Source organism: Nanchangia anserum (assembly GCF_015240065.1).
GTDB lineage: Bacteria > Actinomycetota > Actinomycetes > Actinomycetales > Actinomycetaceae > Nanchangia > Nanchangia anserum.
In genome coordinates this window covers 459,482-475,643 of record NZ_CP060506.1, presented here as the reverse complement: position 1 = coordinate 475,643, position 16,162 = coordinate 459,482, and the positions used below count along the sequence as shown (strand labels likewise).

Genomic DNA, 16,162 nt, shown 5'->3' with positions numbered 1-16,162 from the left:
AAGGACTACTGTGATCGTCTCCATGCTTCCCCACCTCGCGGCAGCGACGCCGCCAGGTGGATCCGAGATTTTCTTCTCCGAATTCTTTGGCACCGCAATCCTCATCATGTTCGGTGCCGGCACCTGCGCCACGAACAACCTATTGAAGTCGAAGGGCATGGGCGGAGGCTGGCTCATGATCAACTTCGGCTGGGGCTTGGCCGTCTACATGGGCGTCTACGCGGCGTGGAAGACCGGCGGCCACCTCAACCCGGCGGTCACCATTGCCAAGGCGGTGTGGCACGCCATCAACCCCGACGTCACGCTGAATGGCCCCGCGCTCGCCGAGGGCGGGATTCCCGTCACGGCGGGGAATATCGCCATTTACTGCATCGCCCAGTTTGCCGGCGCGTTCGTCGGCGCCGTCATCGCCTGGGCCTGCTACAAGCTGCAATTCGACCAGAAGATGGACGATCCGCGCATGAAGCTGTACTGCTTCGCCACGGCCCCCGAGGTCAAGAGCGGCCCGTGGAACGTCGTCACCGAGGCCATCGGCACGTTTGCCCTCATCGCCTTCGTCATGGTCTCCGGCGGCACCCCGACCCAGGTAGGCCCCCTGGCTGTTGCTCTGTGCATCGTCGTCATCGGCATCGCCCTGGGCGGTCCCACGGGATACGCCATCAACCCAGCCCGTGACCTCGCCCCGCGCGTCGCCTACGCCATCTTGCCCATGAAGGGCGGCAAGTCCGACGCGCAGTGGTCCTACGCCTGGGTGCCGATCGTCGGCCCGATCATCGGTGCCGTCCTCGCCGTCCTCGCCGTCCTCGCCGTCGGCATGGCCGTATAACCCCGCCCTACATCACCACCGCTAGAGATAAAGGATCAACCTCATGACGGAAAAGAAATACGTCCTCGCCATCGATCAGGGCACGACGTCGTCGCGTGCCATCTTGTTCGACCACTCCGGCGACATCGTCTCGCTGGGCCAGCGCGAGCATCGCCAGATTTTCCCCAAAGCCGGCTGGGTCGAGCACGACCCCGTCGAAATCTGGCAAAACGTCCGCGCCTGCGTGGCCGACGCGCTGCAAAAGGCCGAGACGAACCGCCACGAGATCGCCGCCGTGGGCATCACTAACCAGCGCGAGACCGTCGTCGTGTGGGACAAGAACACCGGCGAGCCGGTCTACAACGCCATCGTCTGGCAGGACACGCGGACCTCGAAGATCATCCGCGACCTCGCCGGCGACGAAGGCATGTCGAAGTATCGCGACATCTGTGGACTCGACCTGTCCGTGTACTACTCCGGCCCCGAGATCACGTGGATCCTCGACAACGTCGAGGGCGCGCGCGAGAAGGCCGAGGCCGGCGACCTGCTGTTTGGCAACACCGACTGCTGGGTGCTGTGGAACCTCACGGGTGGTGTCAACGGCGGCGTCCACAAGACTGACGTGACAAACGCGTCGCGCACGATGCTCATGGACATTCGCACCCTGCAGTGGCGCGAGGACGTGTGCGCCGATTTCGGCATCCCCATGTCGATGCTGCCCGAGATCTGTTCGTCGTCCGAGATCTACGGTTACGGCCGCAAAAACGGCCTTCTCGTCGACACCCCGATCGCCGGCATCCTTGGCGACCAGCAGGCCGCGACGTTCGGTCAGGCCTGCTTCGAGAAGGGCATGGTCAAGAACACCTACGGCACGGGCTGCTTCGTCATCATGAACACGGGTGAGGAGCCGGTGTTCTCGCGCAACGGCCTGCTCACGACGGTGTGCTACAAGATCGGCGACAACAAGCCCGTATACGCGCTTGAGGGGTCGATCGCCGTGGCCGGCTCGCTCGTGCAGTGGATCCGCGACAATCTCGGCCTCATCAGCGACAGCAAGGAGATCGAGACGCTGGCGCGCACGGTCGACGACAACGGCGGGGTGTATTTCGTCCCGGCATTCTCGGGCCTGTTCGCTCCCTACTGGAAGGACGACGCCCGCGGCGCCATCGTCGGCCTCACCCGTTACAACACGAAGGCCCACATCGCCCGCGCGGTCGAGGAGTCGACGGCCTTCCAGTCGCGCGAGGTCTTCGATGCCATGGTGGCCGACTCCGGCGTCGACCTCAAGGAGTTGCGCGTCGACGGCGGCATGACGAACGACGAGCTGCTCATGCAGTTCCAGGCCGATCAGGTCGGCGTGCCGATCGTGCGCCCGAAGGTCATGGAGACGACGGCGCTCGGCGCCGCCTACGCCGCGGGCATCGCGGTCGGCTTCTGGGACGGCGAGCAAGACGTCATCGACAACTGGTCCGAAGGCAAGCGGTGGGAGCCCGCCGGCGATAAGGACGAGGTCGAGCGCCAGTACCGCCTGTGGAAGAAGGCGGTTACCCGGACGTTCGACTGGGTCGACGACGACGTCAAGCAAGACTGATGCGTCGCCGGTGTGCGCCCGCGGTTGCCGCCGCGGGCGCACACCCGTATTCGCGTGAACACCCTACCGAGCGGCGGAATCGCGAATATATACTGGCCTCGGTGTTTTTCTTCTCACTAACAAAGGATCCCCGATGAAACGTCTTCTCGCTCTAGCCGCGGCCTGCGCTCTGGCCGCGGGCCTCACCGCGTGTGGTTCCGACAGCGCCGATTCCAAGGTTCGCCCGGCATCGTCCGAACCCACGACGTCCGCGAGCGCGACTGAGTCCGCCACGACTGACGACGGCAAGCTCACCTTCGGTAAGGTCGAGGCGAGCCACGACACCCCCGAGGGCGTCGTCAAGAAGTACATGACCCTGCTGCTCGCCGGCGACTATCAGGGCGTGTGCCAGCAGGCTTTCGAGCCGGCATTCACCTCGATGTCCTCGGCCGTTGACGGATGTGTCCAAGGTATGCAGCAGACGCTCACCGACGAGCAGCGCCAGCTGCTGAGCTCCCCCGCCGCGCGGGCGGCCCTTGAGCAGTCTGAGGTCAGCGTGACGAAGACGAGTGACACGAGCGCGACCGTCAATGTCGACGGTGAGACCTGGCCGGTCAAGCTCGTCGATGGCAAGTGGTACCTCGACGCCATGGCGATCGCCTCGGAGGCAACGACGGGACAGTAGTCTCCTCGCCCGATCGTGTGCGGCCCGTGCCTGGTGTGCGGGCCGCACACGTTTATCACCCCACACAGGCCGCCCTGAGCTGACCAAGCCGCACACTTGCCAGGAAAGCTTGTCGCTACTTAACATAGGTCTACCTTTGTTCATTTAGTTAAAGGTGGATCTTATGCGGATCATCTCATCGTGTGCTGCCGCCCTCCTGGCCGTCACCGCCCTCGTCGGCTGCACCCCGGACGCCGACACTGCCTCGGAGAAAAGCTCCTCTCTAGCAAGCGGCACGTTCCCCGTCACCCTCACGCACGCATCCGGCACGACGACCCTGAAAGCCCAGCCGCGCCGCATCGTCGTCCTCGACATGGCCGCGCTCGACACCATCGACGCCATCGGCGCCGGCGCGACCCGTCGTGGGCACCATCACCGATTCCCTGCCCGATTGGCTCTCGGACGACAAGGGCGTTGACTACTCGACGACAACGAGCGTCGGCACGCTGAAGGAGCCCGAGTCGAGGCCATCGCGGCACTTCAGCCAGACCTCGTCGTCGTCGCCTCACGCTCAGCCTCCTACGCCGAGTCGTTTTCCCAGAAGTGGCCGACCATCGACACGACGGTGTCGTGGGAAAAGGATGGCGACTACACGGAGCAGGCGCGCTCCCAGGTGAAACTGCTCGGGCAGGCTACGGGCCACGAGACCGAGGCCGCGCGCGCCATTAAGACGATCGACGCCACCGTGAAGCGCTACACCGACACGGCACGCGATCGCGGCAGCGCCGCCGTCGTCATGGTTAGCGGCTCTGAACTCAGCCTCCACGGCGCGCGCTCGCGGTGGGCCCCTCTGTTCGACGTCTTCGGCTTCACCCCGGTTGAGCTGTCCTCGCAGGGCGCCGACGAGGGCCACAAAGGACAAAAGATTTCCTTCGAGACGCTGGCCGACCTCGACCCCGAGTGGATCTTCGTCGTCGATCGCGACGCGGCGATCGGCCAGGGCAATTCCGGCACCTCGGCGAAACAGTCATGGCGAACGACCTCGTCGCCTCGACCCGCGCCGCACGCAACGACCACATCGTCTACCTCGATTCTCAACGCTGGTACGTCGTCATGACCGGGGCGACAAACTACGTCGCCGAACTGAACGAGGTGGGCAGGGCACTGAAGTGACCTCCATAGCCCCCACGGCACCACGCGCGACGTCGCGGCCGCTCCCCCGCCACGGGATGCGCCGCGACGTCGTCGCGCTCGCTCTGGCTTGCATCGCCGTCTTCATCCTCTTCACCTGGTCGCTGGCGACGGGAACGGCCTCGCTGTCTCTCATCGACCTCGTGCGCGGCACCGCCGATGCCGACCAGATCCGCACGTTCGCCCTCTCGCGCCTGCCGCGCACCCTCGCCGTCGTCCTCGCGGGAGCTTCAATGGCCATGGCGGGGCTTATTATGCAGATGCTCGTGCGCAATCGCTATGTGGAGCCCTCGACGACCGGCGTCACCGAGTCGGCGAGCCTCGGAATCCTCGTCGTCACGATCGTCGCGCCCCAGGCCCAGCGTCGTGGCCAAGATGTCGGTCGCGATCGTCGCCGCGCTGGCGGGGACCTTGCTGCTCCTCGCCCTCATCCGGGCGCTGCCCCCACCGCGACCTCATCGTCGTCCCCCTCATCGGCATCTTGCTGACGGGAATCATCGGTGCCGGGGTGAGCGCCTTGGCATGGAAGTTCCAGCTACAGGGCACGGTGGCAGCGTGGAGCACCGGCGATTTCTCAGGCATCATCAAGGGACGCTACGAGCTGCTGTGGATCGTGGCCATCACGGGGATCATCGCTTACCTGCTCGCCGACGCATTCACCGTGCTTGCCCTGGGTGACGGCCTTGCGGCCAACCTCGGACTGCGCCTGGGGCAGGTTCGCGCAGCGGGCCTGGCGATTGTCGCCGTCGTCGCGGGCGTCACCACTGTCGTCGCGGGGGCATTGCCGTTCCTCGGTCTCGTCGTCCCCAATGTCGTCTCGCTACTCGTCGGGGATTATCTGCGCCGATGCCTCCCCTTTGTCGCCGTCGGCGGAGCGGGATTTGTCCTCATTGCCGATATCCTCGCGCGCACGATCGTCGCTCCGGCCGAGATCCCCGTCGGCACCGTCATGGGGGTCCTCGGCGGTGCGGTGTTCGTCATTTTTCTCCTCACTCGCACAGGAGTCCGTCAGTGAACCTCACGCTCGCGCGTCCCACCGCTCCCCCTCACGGCGAGAGCGCGCCTGCGCCGCGAACCCACGTCGTGCTACGGCAGCGCCGACGCGAGGTGCGGCGAGGTCTCGTCGTCACCGGCATCCTCGCCGTCGCGTGCATCGGGGCCTTCGCCCTGTGGGCGCCCCCGGCTGCGTGGCAGATCATCGCGCCGCTGCGCATCCCCCGGCTCATCGGCCTCGTCGTCGTCTCTTTCGCCCTGCCGACGGCGACGGTCGTCTTTCAGCAGGTCACCCGCAATCGCATCCTCTCTCCCTCAGTTATGGGCTTTGACGCCATGTATTCCCTGGTGGCCACGGGGCTCGTGTTCGTCGCGGGATCGGCAGCCGTCAACCGGATCCCCTCGCTCGGGTTGTTTCTCCTGCAAGCCGGCGTGCAGACGCTGTTGGCTCTCGGACTGTTCGCTCTCGTGCTCACCCGCACCCGTGCGAGCATCCACCTGCTCGTCCTCGTCGGGATCGTCATCGGCACGATGCTGCGCTCGTTCACGGCGATGCTCGCCCTCGTCATGGATCCCAACGAATACCTGAGCGTTCAGGACCACACAATGGCGTCGTTCACCGTCATCGATTCGCGTTCGCTCGTCGTGACGTGCGTCGTCACGCTTGCGAGTCTCGCGATCATCTGGTGGCGCGCCCCGGTGTGGGACGTGCTCGCCCTCGGACCCGATCTCGCCATCTCACTCGGTCTCAACTACCGACGCGAGTGCCGCGGGGCACTCGTCATCTCATCCGTTCTCGTCGCGTGCGCAACTGCCCTTGTCGGCCCGCTCATGTTTTTCGGGCTCCTCGTCGTCAACATCGCCGTCTTTGCCCTGAGCTCGACGCGGTTGCGAACCCTCCTCCTCGGCTCGTGCCTCATCGGCGTCATCGTCCTCGTCGGTGGCCAGGCGCTGCTTGAGCACGCGTTCTCTCACGCCACCGTGCTTCCCGTCATTCTCGAACTCGTCGGCGGGATCGTTTTGCTCACCATGATCGTCAAGGAGTCGCGCCGATGATCTCGCTGACCAACGTCACGATGTCTTACACCTCCTCACCCGTCGTCCGCGACGTCTGCCTCAACCTGCCCGAGTCGGGGATGACCGCCCTCATCGGAGCTAATGGGGCGGGTAAATCGACGTTGCTGTCAGGAATCGGCCGCCTTCACCCCCTTGATGCCGGGGATGTGTGCGTCGACGGCGTCGCCGTACCGGAGTGGAAGCCGCGCGAACTCGCCAAGCGCCTGGCGATCCTTCGCCAGGAAAACCACCTGTCCGTTCGGCTAAGCGTCGCCGAGCTCGTTGCCCTCGGCCGCCACCCCCACTCGGCAGGATCACTGACGTCGCGCGACGAAGAGATTGTCGACGACGCGCTGCGCAGCGTCGACATGGCGGATCTATCCCATCGCTTCCTCGATGAGCTTTCGGGCGGCCAACGGCAGCGGGCGTTCATCGCCATGACGCTTGCCCAAGACGCTCACTACCTACTGCTCGACGAGCCCTTGGCTTCCCTCGACCTTCATCACGCGCGCGAGATGATGCGCCATCTGCGTCGCATCTGCGACGAGCGAGGCGTTTCGGTGATTATCGTCCTGCACGACATCAATACCGCCGCCACCTACGCCGACTCCCTCGTCGCCATGCGAGATGGCCGCGTCATCGCGGTCGGCAGCCCCGATGAGGTCATGACGCCACCCACGCTCGCCGACGTGTTTGACGTCGAGACCACCGTCGTGCACGTCGACGGCCACCCCGTCGCGATAGCGCGACCCTGATCACGTAAGCGACATCACCTTTTAGCGCGCGCCAAGCCCATATTTATCCAGGTGAGAGGCATATTAGGCAGCCGCCAACGGGCGGTTTCATTAGCATGTCAGATCGCCGCGATAGCACCGACCGACTTAATCTGAAGATGTTTCAAGCCCGGGGGCGCAGCGAGAACGCAGCAGCCCCGAAGAGGAGAAGAGAAGAGAGAAGGACAGACCATGTACCCCTACGCCCACTACAAGAGCGCGGACCTCGCCCACCTCGAGACCATCAGCATGTCGCTCGCCCTGCGCATCGCCACGGTCGGCTTCATCGTGTGCGGCGTTCTGCTCGTCGTCAGCGGTGTTACCGCCTCGTCGGTGATCCTCAGCGTCGCCGGTGGCCTGCTCGTCGCGATCGCCGGCATGGGCCTGGCCGCGACGTTCTTCGTCCACTCGCTGCGTAGCTAACAGCGTCTTATCGACGTATCGGCCCCGGGGATATCCCCGGGGCCGACGCGTATATCGGGGCCCTCGCCCCGCAGCAGGCTATGGGGTCGTGTCCGTGATGATCTCACCCGTGCGAGCGTCAATGACGACCTCACGCAGGTCGTGGCCGTCGGCGTCATCGACCGAGATCTCCCAGCGCCACCTGCCGGAGTCTTCGTCAATCTCCGCGTCGTCGAGGTAGTCCGTGCCGGCGACGCGTGCCGCCTCCAACGCTCGCGACAGATCGATGAGACCGCTGGGAAGCGCGTCATCCTCGCGATCGCGGTCGGATTCGCGGATCTGCCCGCCCTCCGCAACGGTGTAGGTGACCTCGTCGGCACCCTCGCGCACGGTGACGGTGATGTTGTGGGCGCGATTGTCCGTGTCTACGCCGATAACGGTGCCGGGATGGTCGGCCACAACGGCATGTGCAGCGGCGACGACGGCATCCGCGTCGGCAAACGGGGCGTAGGCGTGCCCCGCGGATGACGACGCCTCCTGCTGCGCCGTCGGCGTCTGCGTGACGGTCTCGGTCTCACGCGGAGCAGCGCCGTTCTGGGTGCACCCGGCGAGGCCGAGCGCCGCGCAGGTCAGGGCGGTTAGAGCAAGGGGAAGGTAACGACGATGGGTCATACTTCCACTCAAACACACCGCGGGCCTGCGCGCGCGACGTTGAGGACTAGTCGGTGGGCTTGACGAGCGGGAACGTGATCGTCTCGCGGATCCCCAGGCCCGTAAACGCCATGAGCAGGCGGTCCAGCCCCATCCCCATTCCGCCGGTCGGCGGCATCCCGGCCTCCATGGCCGCCAGGAAGTCCTCGTCAACCTGCATCGCTTCGGGATCCCCGCCAGCGGCCAGCAGCGACTGCTCGACGAAGCGTTCACGCTGAATCACCGGGTCGACGAGTTCGGAATATCCCGTCGCCAGCTCAAAGCCGCGCACGTAGAGATCCCACTTTTCGACGACGCCCTCGCGCGAACGGTGCTGACGCACGAGCGGGGAGGTATCGACGGGATAGTTACGCACGAAGGTCGGCTCCCACAGGTCATCGCCGACCAATTCCTCAAACAGGGTCTCGACGAGTTTGCCGTCGATGATCTTGGGGTCGTACTCGACCCCGCACCGCTCGGCAATGGCGTCGAGGCGCTCGCGCGGGGTGGCCGGCGTGATCTCTTCACCAACCTTCTCGGACAGGCAGCCGTAGAGGTCAAGTTCGCGCCACTGGCCCGACATGTCGTAGCTGGACCCGTCGGCTAGGGTGACGACCTCGCTGCCGAACACGTCGCGCGCGGCCTGCTGGATGAAGCCACGCGTCAGCGCGGCGATCGTGTCGTAGGTGCCGTAGGTCTGGTAAGCCTCGAGCATGGTGAACTCGGGCGAGTGCGAGGAATCGGCGCCCTCGTTACGGAAGTTGCGGTTGATCTCGAAGACTTTGTCGATGCCACCGACGACGCAGCGCTTGAGGAACAGCTCGGGAGCGATGCGCAGATAGAGGTCCATGTCGTAGGCGTTCATGTGCGTGACGAAGGGGCGCGCCGCGGCCCCGCCGTGCAGCGTTTGCAGCATCGGCGTCTCCACCTCGATAAACCCCTGGTCGTCGAGGAAGCGACGCAAGGACTTGACGACTTCGTAGCGCGTGCGCACCATCTGGCGGGCCGCGGGCCGCATGATCATGTCGAGGTGACGCGATCGCACCCGCATCTCTTCACTGAGGGCGTGTTCGTTGCCCTCGGCGTCGGTGAAGGTCTTGGGCAAGGGGCGCAGCGCCTTCGATGCGAGCTGCCACGCCGGGGCGTCCTCTCCGGGCAGCGCCCACACGGACAGCTCCCCGCGCTTGGACGAGATGACGCGACCGTGAACGAACAGGTGATCGCCGAGGTCGACGAGGGACTTGAAATCCGCCAGCGACTCGGTGCCGACGTCCTTAGCCGAGAACATCGCCTGGATGCGCGTGCCGTCGCCCTGCTGCAAAGTGGCGAAGCACAGTTTTCCCGTATTGCGCACGAACATGACGCGCCCGGCGACGCCGACGATGTCGTCCGTCTCTTCTCCGGGGGCCAACTGCGCGTAGGCCTCGCGGACCTGGCTGATCGTATGGGTGATCGGCAAGCTCACCGGATAGGGAGACGTCCCCGCCTCGAGCAGGCCGGCGCGCTTGTCGGCGCGCACGCGCATCTGCTCGGGAACATCGGACTGGGCAGTATTTTTCGCGTCACTCACCCGGTCATTTTAACCGGGCCACGACAGGCGACGAAACGGCGGCTAACTGCGCCGCAGCACAACGAGCATGTTGTCGACAGCGTGAAGGAACCGACCCGGGCGACGACGAGAAGAACGGCGGTGCCGCGCTCGACGCTGGCCTCGGACAGGGTGAAGGGGTCGAGCAGCTCGACGTGGATCGGGTCGACGCCGTCGGCCTCCTCGAGCACGGCGGTGGTCGCCTCGACGATGGCCTGCGCCGACCCCGTCGACGCGGCCACCTGGACGCCGCGGTAGAGGGCACGCGAGAGCGCGAGCGCACGCGTGCGCTGCTGCTCGGTCAACTCGTGATTGACCGGGTCTGCGGCCAACCCGTCGGCCTCGCGGGCGAGCATGACGGCGTGAACCTCGACGTCGACGTCGAAGTCGCGCACGTATTGGCGCAACGCCGCGACTTCTTGGAGGTCCTTTTGGGAGACGTAAATGTCGCTCGGGCGCGCGATGTTGATGAGCTTGGCGTAGAAGTGGATGACACCGGCGAAGTACTCGTCGGTGTAAGCCGACGTTCGCTGTAGCTGCTCCATCTGCGCGCTCGTAATCGCGATCATGGGGGCACCGTAGGGGAACATGTCGTCGACCGAGGCGACAAAATAGATCGCGGCTCCGGCGCGTTCTAAGTGTTCGGCCTCGGCTGCGACGGGACGATCGAGCGCCTGGGGCGCGGCCAGATAATTCGCCTGTTCGCGCGAGACGAGGGCAACGGCGACGATGGTCTCGCACGTGCGGGCAGCCTCGGCGATGTTCGCCAGGTGACGGTAGTGCAACGGTCCCTGAATGAGGACCATCGCGACGCGGCCCGAGCGGTGTGCCAGTGTCTCGCGCAGTGTCTCGCGCTCGTGAATGATCTGGATCTCCGGCTCGCTCACGTCGCCTCCCGTGTCGCGTTCATGTGCCCGTCCAGCTTAGCGCGCACCCCGCTCACGTGACAGGTGGCCCTCAAGCGCATCGATGAGGGCGGCGACGTCGGCGAGCGCATCCGTCGCCGGTTCGGGATCGTCCTCGTCGAGCGGGCTTAACCGAATCCGGTCGAGGCGCGCGTGAAGGCGCGCCTGCGCCTGCGGCGTCAGGGTCTCAGCAACGGCACCGGGGCCGGCATGGAGATGACTCTCGAGCAGCGGCGCGATAATCGCCGCGGCATTATCCACTCCGACGGCCCCCAATAGGCGCGTCGCAGCGTCGAGGAGCACGCCGACGTGAGTGAGGGCCAGACGGGCTGCCTCGTGAACGATCGGCGCCTCGTCGGTGTCGATGGTGACCGGCATCGCGCCCATCTCGGTCGCCAGCGCCTGAGCAATTGGGAGAAACGGGGCACGGGCGGTGACGGCGAGCGCCATCCCCGACAGGCGTGCCACGCTCACCGACGTCGCGTCCAGCGGTGCCAGCGGGGTAAAGGCCAATACGGTTGCCCCCTGGGATTCCGCGACTTCCAACGGCTCAAGCCCGATCCCCGCGCATGCGTGGGCGATGAGGATCCCCGGACGAATGGCGCCCGCGCGAGCCAGCTCCCGCGCGACCTCGCCCACCCGTGCGTCATCGGCGGCGATCCACACGAGGTCACAACCGGCCACGATGTCGCCCGGTTCGCCCGCCCTCACCCCGGGGGCGAGAGCGTCGAGGCGCTCGGCCATCTCTGCGTCGCGCACGCTCGCCATCGTCACGACGTGCCCGCACCGGTGCAGCGCCGTGGCCAGCGTGATCGCCGCCGCGGACTCACCGATGATTCCCTGACGCAATCGCCCGGGCGCACTCATTGCCACTCCCGAAGATCGCCAGCCACTTTCGTCTCGCGCGTGGCACCGTCGGGTGCAGCGACGGCGGAGCGAGGCGCATTAACATCGGCAAGATTGCGCATCCGCTCCCGCCACTTCGCCGGGGCCTCGAGGTCGCGCGAGACCCGCGCGTGCGCGGCCAGCTGCGTCCGCAGCGCGAACGCGTCGGCCTCGTTGAGGTGGGTGGCCAAGATGACGCCGCGGCTCGTGAGCCCGCCCACGGCGTGAGCCGTGACGTCCGCCATCGCGCAGCGGCGGTCGAAGGGGCCCGCGCTGATGGTGACACCCTGCACGTGCGCGGGATCGATGATCGTGACTTCGCGATACAACCATCCCGAGCGCGTGACAAACGCCGTGGGCTGGAAGTAGGCCCCGAGGCGAGGGTAGGCGAGCGGTGAGAAGATCCGTCCACCGCGCGCTGCCGCAAGGAATCCCCCATCGGCACCCCTGCCGTGCATCGCCGCGTCGAGGACCGATTGCGCGGTGGATGATTCGGCGAACTCGGGGAGGACGGCACGCAAGAACAGGGCGATCTCGTCGACGCTCGCGACCGGGGTGAGTGTGCGCGAGACCGCGCGGGCATTCTCGTTGGCACCCTGATAGGCCGCGATGATGAGGTCGATCGTCCACCAACCACGAGACCGCCACAACGGGTCTTGTTTGAGGACGATGCCGTGAATGCGACCCGGCCCAGCACCTGAGATTCCGTCGACGTCAACCCGCGCGACAGCCTCAACCCGCCGCGCGTGGCATCGATGCGCGTGTTGTAGTGGACGCTCAGCTTGCGCACCTGGTTGCCGGCCAGCCCCAGGATGGGAACGAGCCACGGCAGGCTGGTGGTGAGGATCGTCAGGAACGAGGCCTTGATGACGACAAACATGACAACGACGGCGACGAGCGCACCGATGAGGAGAACGACGCTCACGATCGTCGACAGTGACCACATCCGCGAGCGCACCAGGGTGTCGACGGACAGGTTATAGAGGCGGTGATCGCCCTCGTCGAAGCGGTCGTCGGCACGCATGCGCGTCTCCCACCGCGTGCGTGCGGTGCTCGGCTCGTCGGTGCAACCGGGCGCGGCGGCATGCGCGTCCTCGCTATCGGTGTGGATGCGCGCGACGCGGGCGTTGATCTCGTCGCGCAACCGGTCGAGGTCGTGGTTGTTGAGCAGCCCGATCGTGACGTGCGAGCCACGACCACCCGCGGACTCGACGATGACGTTGCCCAGTCCGAGGACCCGGGCCAACAGCGGGCGCGAGATGTTGACGGCTTGGACGCGGTCCAGCGGCACACGCCGATTCGTCGTCGAGATGAGGCCGTGTCGGAAAGCCACGGCGTCGGCGTCGAGGCGGTATCCCGTGCGCAGCCACATGATGGTCAGCCCGATGGCGACAATCACCGTCACGCCGGCGATCCCGGCGAGGACGAGGCGGATGTGGGAGCCGACGAGGCCCTCATGGCGCCACACGTCGATAAAGGTCTGGATGGCATCGGCTCCGCGCACCCCCACGATGGCGAGGAGGACGAGGAGGACTCGCCACGTTTGCGCCAGCGGACTCAGCCAGTGGACGCGATGCCACTGCTCCTGCCGCGTCGGTGTCGTCGGTTCTTCCACGTGTCTCACAGCCCCTGAAGGTGAGCGCCGCCGCGTTGCGACAGCGTCTCGCGCAGCGCGACCGCCTCGTCATTGGTGAGCCCGGGAATCGACGCGTTCGTCGTGGCAGAGGCGGTGTGCAGCGTCAACGTCGCCAATCCCCACCGCTTCTCCAGGGGACCGCGTTCGATTTCCAGGTATTGCAGCCGCCCCATGGGCACCGAGGTCAGCGACCGGAACATCATGCCGCTGGCGACGACGAGGTCGGTGTCGTCGACGAGGTAACCAATTCCGCGAACCTGGCGGGGAACGAGCCACCCGATCCACGCGGTGACGACGATCGCCACGGCGGCCGCAAGGACGAGATACCACCGCTGCCAGATGAGCGCGGCGATGAGGCACGCCACGGCAACAACGCCTGGCGGGACGCATCGGCTGATGAATCGGATTGTCGCCAGTTTCGGGCTGATGGCACGCAGGGGGCGTGGGTCCAACGGTGTCGTCATCGTCGCGGCCATGTCTTCACGTATACCAGGGCGGTCACGTCCGTGTCAGGTCGCTTCAGCAACAATCCAGACACCGTCCAGCTTTGTTTGCGATGATGACGCCATGACTCCCAGCGCCTCGCCCGCCCGGCTCCTCGTTGTCGATGACGAACCCAACATCCGCGACCTCCTCGCCTCCTCCCTGCGCTTCGCCGGCTTCGAGGTCGTCACGGCGGAAAACGGCCGCCAGGCCTTGCAGGAGGCGAAGAACCACGCGCCCGACCTCATCGTCCTCGACGTCATGATGCCGGACCTCGACGGCTTCACGGTCACCCGAAAGCTGCGCGCTCAGGGTATGCAGATGCCGATCCTCTTCCTCACGGCCCGCGACGACATGACGGATAAGGTCCAGGGCTTGACCGTCGGCGGCGACGACTACGTCACCAAACCGTTCGGACTCGAAGAGGTCGTCGCGCGCATCAACGCGATCTTGCGGCGCACGCGCCAGGTCGACGGCGACGATGGGGTGATCCGCGTCGGCGATATCGTCCTCAACGAGGACGCCTACGAAGTTCGCCGCGCCGACCAGCTCATCGAGCTGAGTCCGACCGAGTTCAAGCTGCTGCGCTACCTCATGCTCAACGAGGGCCGGGTGGTGTCGAAAATGCAGATTCTCGACCACGTGTGGGAATACGACTGGACCGGCGATGCCGCCATCGTCGAGTCCTACATCTCCTATCTGCGTCGCAAACTCGACGTTCCCGGGTCGTCCGGCGACATCATCCATACCCGTCGCGGCGTCGGCTATCTGTTGCGTGAGAAAGACGCGTAAGGCTCGTGGGGCTTGCGTATGATCCGCCGGCACTCGGGCAGGCGATACGTCGCCGGTGGTTCGCCACTCCCCTGTCGACGCGGCTGACGACGATCACCGTCGGCCTGCTCACGGCGGGCCTCATGCTGGCCGGCACGACGGTGATCGGGATTTTGCAATCCCACCTCATCGGCCAGGTCGACGCCCAGCTGGCGGCGTCGGCAAAGCAGGTCGCGCTTACCGCCGCAAATTCGCCGGTGGGACAATCGGCGTCGACGATCCCGACCTCCTATTACGTACGGGTCCACCTGTCGGGTGAGCGAGTCAGCGAATGGTTGCCCTCCAACGTCGACGACCTCGGACGTCCGGCGCCCGCCGACATCGAACGGCTCGACCAGGCCACCGGATTGCAGACGTCGCTGCCGACGACCGTGCGCTCGACGATGCACGGTGAAGCCTGGCGCGCCCAGGCCGTGCCGATGTTTACCTCCTCGGGCAGCTCTGCCGACAAGGTCGGCACGGTCATCGTTGCGCTGCCGCTGACGAACATCCAAGAAACGCTCAACAACACGGCAATCTATCTGTTCATCGCGTCGTTCATTCTCGTCGCCACGGGAGGCTTTGCCGCGCACTACCTCGTGGGCCTGTCCCTGCGCGAGCTGCGCGCCATCGAGAGCGTGGCCGGGCGCATCGTCGAGGGCGACATGTCCGAGCGCGTGACACCTCGCGAACCGGCGACGACCGAGGTCGGCTCCCTCACCCGATCGCTCAACCGCATGCTCGGGCGCATCGAACGAGCCTTCCTCGAGCGGCAGCGTTCGGAAGAAAAGATGCGCCAGTTCGTCTCGGATGCCTCCCACGAACTGCGCACCCCGCTGGCGGCCGTGCGCGGATACGGCGAGCTGTACCGCCTCGGCGGGGTGCCTCCCGAGCGCATCACCGAGGTCATGGCACGCATCGAATCCGAGGCAACGCGCATGGGCGGGATGGTCGAGGATCTGCTGCGCTTGGCTCGCTTGGACGAGGGACGCAGGATCAGCTTCGCCAGCGTCGACATCGTCACCATCGTCCGCGAGGCCGCGATGGACCTCACCGCGCTTGATCCCGGGCGCGACGTCTCACTGATCGGATTGGACGGCGGCGACGCGTGCGAGGAGCTGCATGCCATCGCCGATCGCAACCTCTTGTCGCAGGTGGTGACAAACCTCGTCGGCAACGTCGACCGCTATACCCCGACCGGCTCCCCCGTCGAATTGGCAATCGGCACGGTCGCGCTGGCTGACATCGAGACCGAGCGCGCCACGTGGCCGCGCAGCCCCTACCTGGTCGGCACGCACGACGCCGAGGACGCCGTCGTCATCGAGGTACGCGACCACGGCCCGGGTATCCCCGAGGCCGATCGGCTCCGCGTCTTTGAACGTTTCTACCGCATCGACGATTCGCGCTCGCGCGACACCGGCGGCACGGGACTGGGGCTGTCGATCGTCAAGACCGTCGCCGACGTCCACGGGGGCGGGGTACGCGCCCTCGAAACCGAGGGCGGAGGCCTGACGATGCGCCTGGCATTCCCCCGCTGCCTCGACGCACCCGCGCCCGACAGCGGCACCGATCGCCCCGATGCCAAACGTCAGGCGCGTGGCTCGGCGAAGCGAGGGGCAAAAGACGGCGCCAAGCGGCTGGGCAAGGTCGCGCGCAAAGCCACCCGCTCGGGAGCAGTTCCCGATGAGCAGGGTCGATAAAGTCGCGCCGG

General features: G+C 66.1%; 18 protein-coding genes and 1 pseudogene. 12 read left to right on the top strand and 7 right to left on the bottom strand.

What is annotated here, in order from left to right:
• The first annotated feature begins 10 nt into the window (after nt 1–10).
• From H8R18_RS02180 to H8R18_RS02140, 10 genes are all read left to right on the top strand, one after another.
• Nucleotides 11–826 carry an MIP/aquaporin family protein gene (locus tag H8R18_RS02180; RefSeq protein ID WP_420826900.1) on the top strand — a complete coding sequence of 272 codons (816 nt, stop codon included), beginning with the start codon at nt 11–13 and terminating at the stop codon, nt 824–826.
• 43 nt (nt 827–869) lie between these two features.
• Nucleotides 870–2,396, top strand: a complete 1,527-nt coding sequence (gene glpK, locus H8R18_RS02175) for a glycerol kinase GlpK (protein WP_191072123.1) — start codon at nt 870–872, stop codon at nt 2,394–2,396.
• A gap of 133 nt (nt 2,397–2,529) precedes the next feature.
• The gene (locus tag H8R18_RS02170) at nt 2,530–3,060 is read left to right on the top strand and encodes a hypothetical protein (RefSeq protein ID WP_191072124.1); all 531 of its coding nucleotides are present in this window, start codon (nt 2,530–2,532) and stop codon (nt 3,058–3,060) included.
• Nucleotides 3,061–3,223: 163 nt separating this feature from the next.
• A complete protein-coding gene (locus H8R18_RS02165; protein WP_194189350.1) occupies nt 3,224–3,517 on the top strand; it encodes a hypothetical protein in 294 nt (97 codons plus the stop codon).
• Nucleotides 3,518–3,568: 51 nt separating this feature from the next.
• Complete coding sequence (locus H8R18_RS02160; RefSeq protein ID WP_194189403.1) at nt 3,569–4,156, top strand: ABC transporter substrate-binding protein; 588 nt, start codon at nt 3,569–3,571, stop codon at nt 4,154–4,156.
• A gap of 52 nt (nt 4,157–4,208) precedes the next feature.
• Complete coding sequence (locus tag H8R18_RS09035; protein ID WP_227712844.1) at nt 4,209–4,718, top strand: iron chelate uptake ABC transporter family permease subunit; 510 nt, start codon at nt 4,209–4,211, stop codon at nt 4,716–4,718.
• Nucleotides 4,712–5,245, top strand: a complete 534-nt coding sequence (locus tag H8R18_RS09030; RefSeq protein ID WP_265087386.1) for an iron chelate uptake ABC transporter family permease subunit — start codon at nt 4,712–4,714, stop codon at nt 5,243–5,245. Before H8R18_RS09035 ends, H8R18_RS09030 begins: the two co-directional genes overlap by 7 nt.
• Nucleotides 5,242–6,279 (top strand): iron chelate uptake ABC transporter family permease subunit, encoded by a 1,038-nt coding sequence (locus H8R18_RS02150; protein ID WP_227712843.1) that lies wholly within the window; start codon nt 5,242–5,244, stop codon nt 6,277–6,279. The genes H8R18_RS09030 and H8R18_RS02150 overlap by 4 nt, the downstream gene beginning before the upstream one ends.
• Nucleotides 6,276–7,034 carry an iron ABC transporter ATP-binding protein gene (locus H8R18_RS02145; protein WP_191072126.1) on the top strand — a complete coding sequence of 253 codons (759 nt, stop codon included), beginning with the start codon at nt 6,276–6,278 and terminating at the stop codon, nt 7,032–7,034. Before H8R18_RS02150 ends, H8R18_RS02145 begins: the two co-directional genes overlap by 4 nt.
• Nucleotides 7,035–7,244: 210 nt before the next feature.
• Nucleotides 7,245–7,475 carry a hypothetical protein gene (locus tag H8R18_RS02140; protein ID WP_191072127.1) on the top strand — a complete coding sequence of 77 codons (231 nt, stop codon included), beginning with the start codon at nt 7,245–7,247 and terminating at the stop codon, nt 7,473–7,475.
• Nucleotides 7,476–7,553: 78 nt separating this feature from the next.
• On the opposite strand, the gene H8R18_RS02135 is transcribed toward H8R18_RS02140, so the two are convergent.
• The 7 genes and pseudogenes from H8R18_RS02135 to H8R18_RS02105 form a co-directional block, all read right to left on the bottom strand.
• Nucleotides 7,554–8,126, bottom strand: coding sequence for a PepSY domain-containing protein (locus H8R18_RS02135; RefSeq protein WP_191072128.1), 573 nt, complete (start codon nt 8,124–8,126; stop codon nt 7,554–7,556).
• A 46-nt stretch (nt 8,127–8,172) separates the two neighbouring features.
• Nucleotides 8,173–9,669, bottom strand: a complete 1,497-nt coding sequence (lysS, locus tag H8R18_RS02130; RefSeq protein WP_191072254.1) for a lysine--tRNA ligase — start codon at nt 9,667–9,669, stop codon at nt 8,173–8,175.
• Between the two features lie 41 nt (nt 9,670–9,710).
• The gene (locus H8R18_RS02125; RefSeq protein ID WP_194189349.1) at nt 9,711–10,619 is read right to left on the bottom strand and encodes a pantoate--beta-alanine ligase; all 909 of its coding nucleotides are present in this window, start codon (nt 10,617–10,619) and stop codon (nt 9,711–9,713) included.
• Between the two features lie 36 nt (nt 10,620–10,655).
• The gene (locus H8R18_RS02120; RefSeq protein ID WP_191072130.1) at nt 10,656–11,504 is read right to left on the bottom strand and encodes a DUF2520 domain-containing protein; all 849 of its coding nucleotides are present in this window, start codon (nt 11,502–11,504) and stop codon (nt 10,656–10,658) included.
• Complete coding sequence (locus H8R18_RS02115; protein WP_194189348.1) at nt 11,501–12,172, bottom strand: PH domain-containing protein; 672 nt, start codon at nt 12,170–12,172, stop codon at nt 11,501–11,503. Before H8R18_RS02115 ends, H8R18_RS02120 begins: the two co-directional genes overlap by 4 nt.
• Before the next feature lie 539 nt (nt 12,173–12,711).
• Nucleotides 12,712–12,894, bottom strand: a pseudogene (locus H8R18_RS09855) (PH domain-containing protein); the annotation flags it as partial.
• Nucleotides 12,895–13,142: 248 nt separating this feature from the next.
• Complete coding sequence (locus H8R18_RS02105) at nt 13,143–13,634, bottom strand: PH domain-containing protein (protein ID WP_191072132.1); 492 nt, start codon at nt 13,632–13,634, stop codon at nt 13,143–13,145.
• A 91-nt stretch (nt 13,635–13,725) separates the two neighbouring features.
• Here H8R18_RS02105 and H8R18_RS02100 point away from each other — a divergent pair, with 91 nt between their 5' ends.
• The gene (locus H8R18_RS02100) at nt 13,726–14,433 is read left to right on the top strand and encodes a response regulator transcription factor (RefSeq protein ID WP_191072133.1); all 708 of its coding nucleotides are present in this window, start codon (nt 13,726–13,728) and stop codon (nt 14,431–14,433) included.
• Nucleotides 14,434–14,438: 5 nt separating this feature from the next.
• Nucleotides 14,439–16,151 (top strand): sensor histidine kinase, encoded by a 1,713-nt coding sequence (locus H8R18_RS02095; protein WP_191072134.1) that lies wholly within the window; start codon nt 14,439–14,441, stop codon nt 16,149–16,151.
• Nucleotides 16,152–16,162 lie beyond the last annotated feature (11 nt).

What these genes read in the sequence shown, in the direction of transcription:
- H8R18_RS02165 (WP_194189350.1), top strand. Translation starts at nt 3,224, where the DNA reads ATGCGGATCATCTCATCGTGTGCTGCCGCCCTCCTGGCCGTCACCGCC.
- H8R18_RS02135 (WP_191072128.1), bottom strand. Translation starts at nt 8,126, where the DNA reads ATGACCCATCGTCGTTACCTTCCCCTTGCTCTAACCGCCCTGACCTGC.
- H8R18_RS02100 (WP_191072133.1), top strand. Translation starts at nt 13,726, where the DNA reads ATGACTCCCAGCGCCTCGCCCGCCCGGCTCCTCGTTGTCGATGACGAA.
- H8R18_RS02170 (WP_191072124.1), top strand. Translation starts at nt 2,530, where the DNA reads ATGAAACGTCTTCTCGCTCTAGCCGCGGCCTGCGCTCTGGCCGCGGGC.
- H8R18_RS02140 (WP_191072127.1), top strand. Translation starts at nt 7,245, where the DNA reads ATGTACCCCTACGCCCACTACAAGAGCGCGGACCTCGCCCACCTCGAG.
- lysS (WP_191072254.1), bottom strand. Translation starts at nt 9,669, where the DNA reads ATGCGCGTGCGCGCCGACAAGCGCGCCGGCCTGCTCGAGGCGGGGACG.
- H8R18_RS02145 (WP_191072126.1), top strand. Translation starts at nt 6,276, where the DNA reads ATGATCTCGCTGACCAACGTCACGATGTCTTACACCTCCTCACCCGTC.
- glpK (WP_191072123.1), top strand. Translation starts at nt 870, where the DNA reads ATGACGGAAAAGAAATACGTCCTCGCCATCGATCAGGGCACGACGTCG.
- H8R18_RS02105 (WP_191072132.1), bottom strand. Translation starts at nt 13,634, where the DNA reads ATGGCCGCGACGATGACGACACCGTTGGACCCACGCCCCCTGCGTGCC.
- H8R18_RS02120 (WP_191072130.1), bottom strand. Translation starts at nt 11,504, where the DNA reads ATGAGTGCGCCCGGGCGATTGCGTCAGGGAATCATCGGTGAGTCCGCG.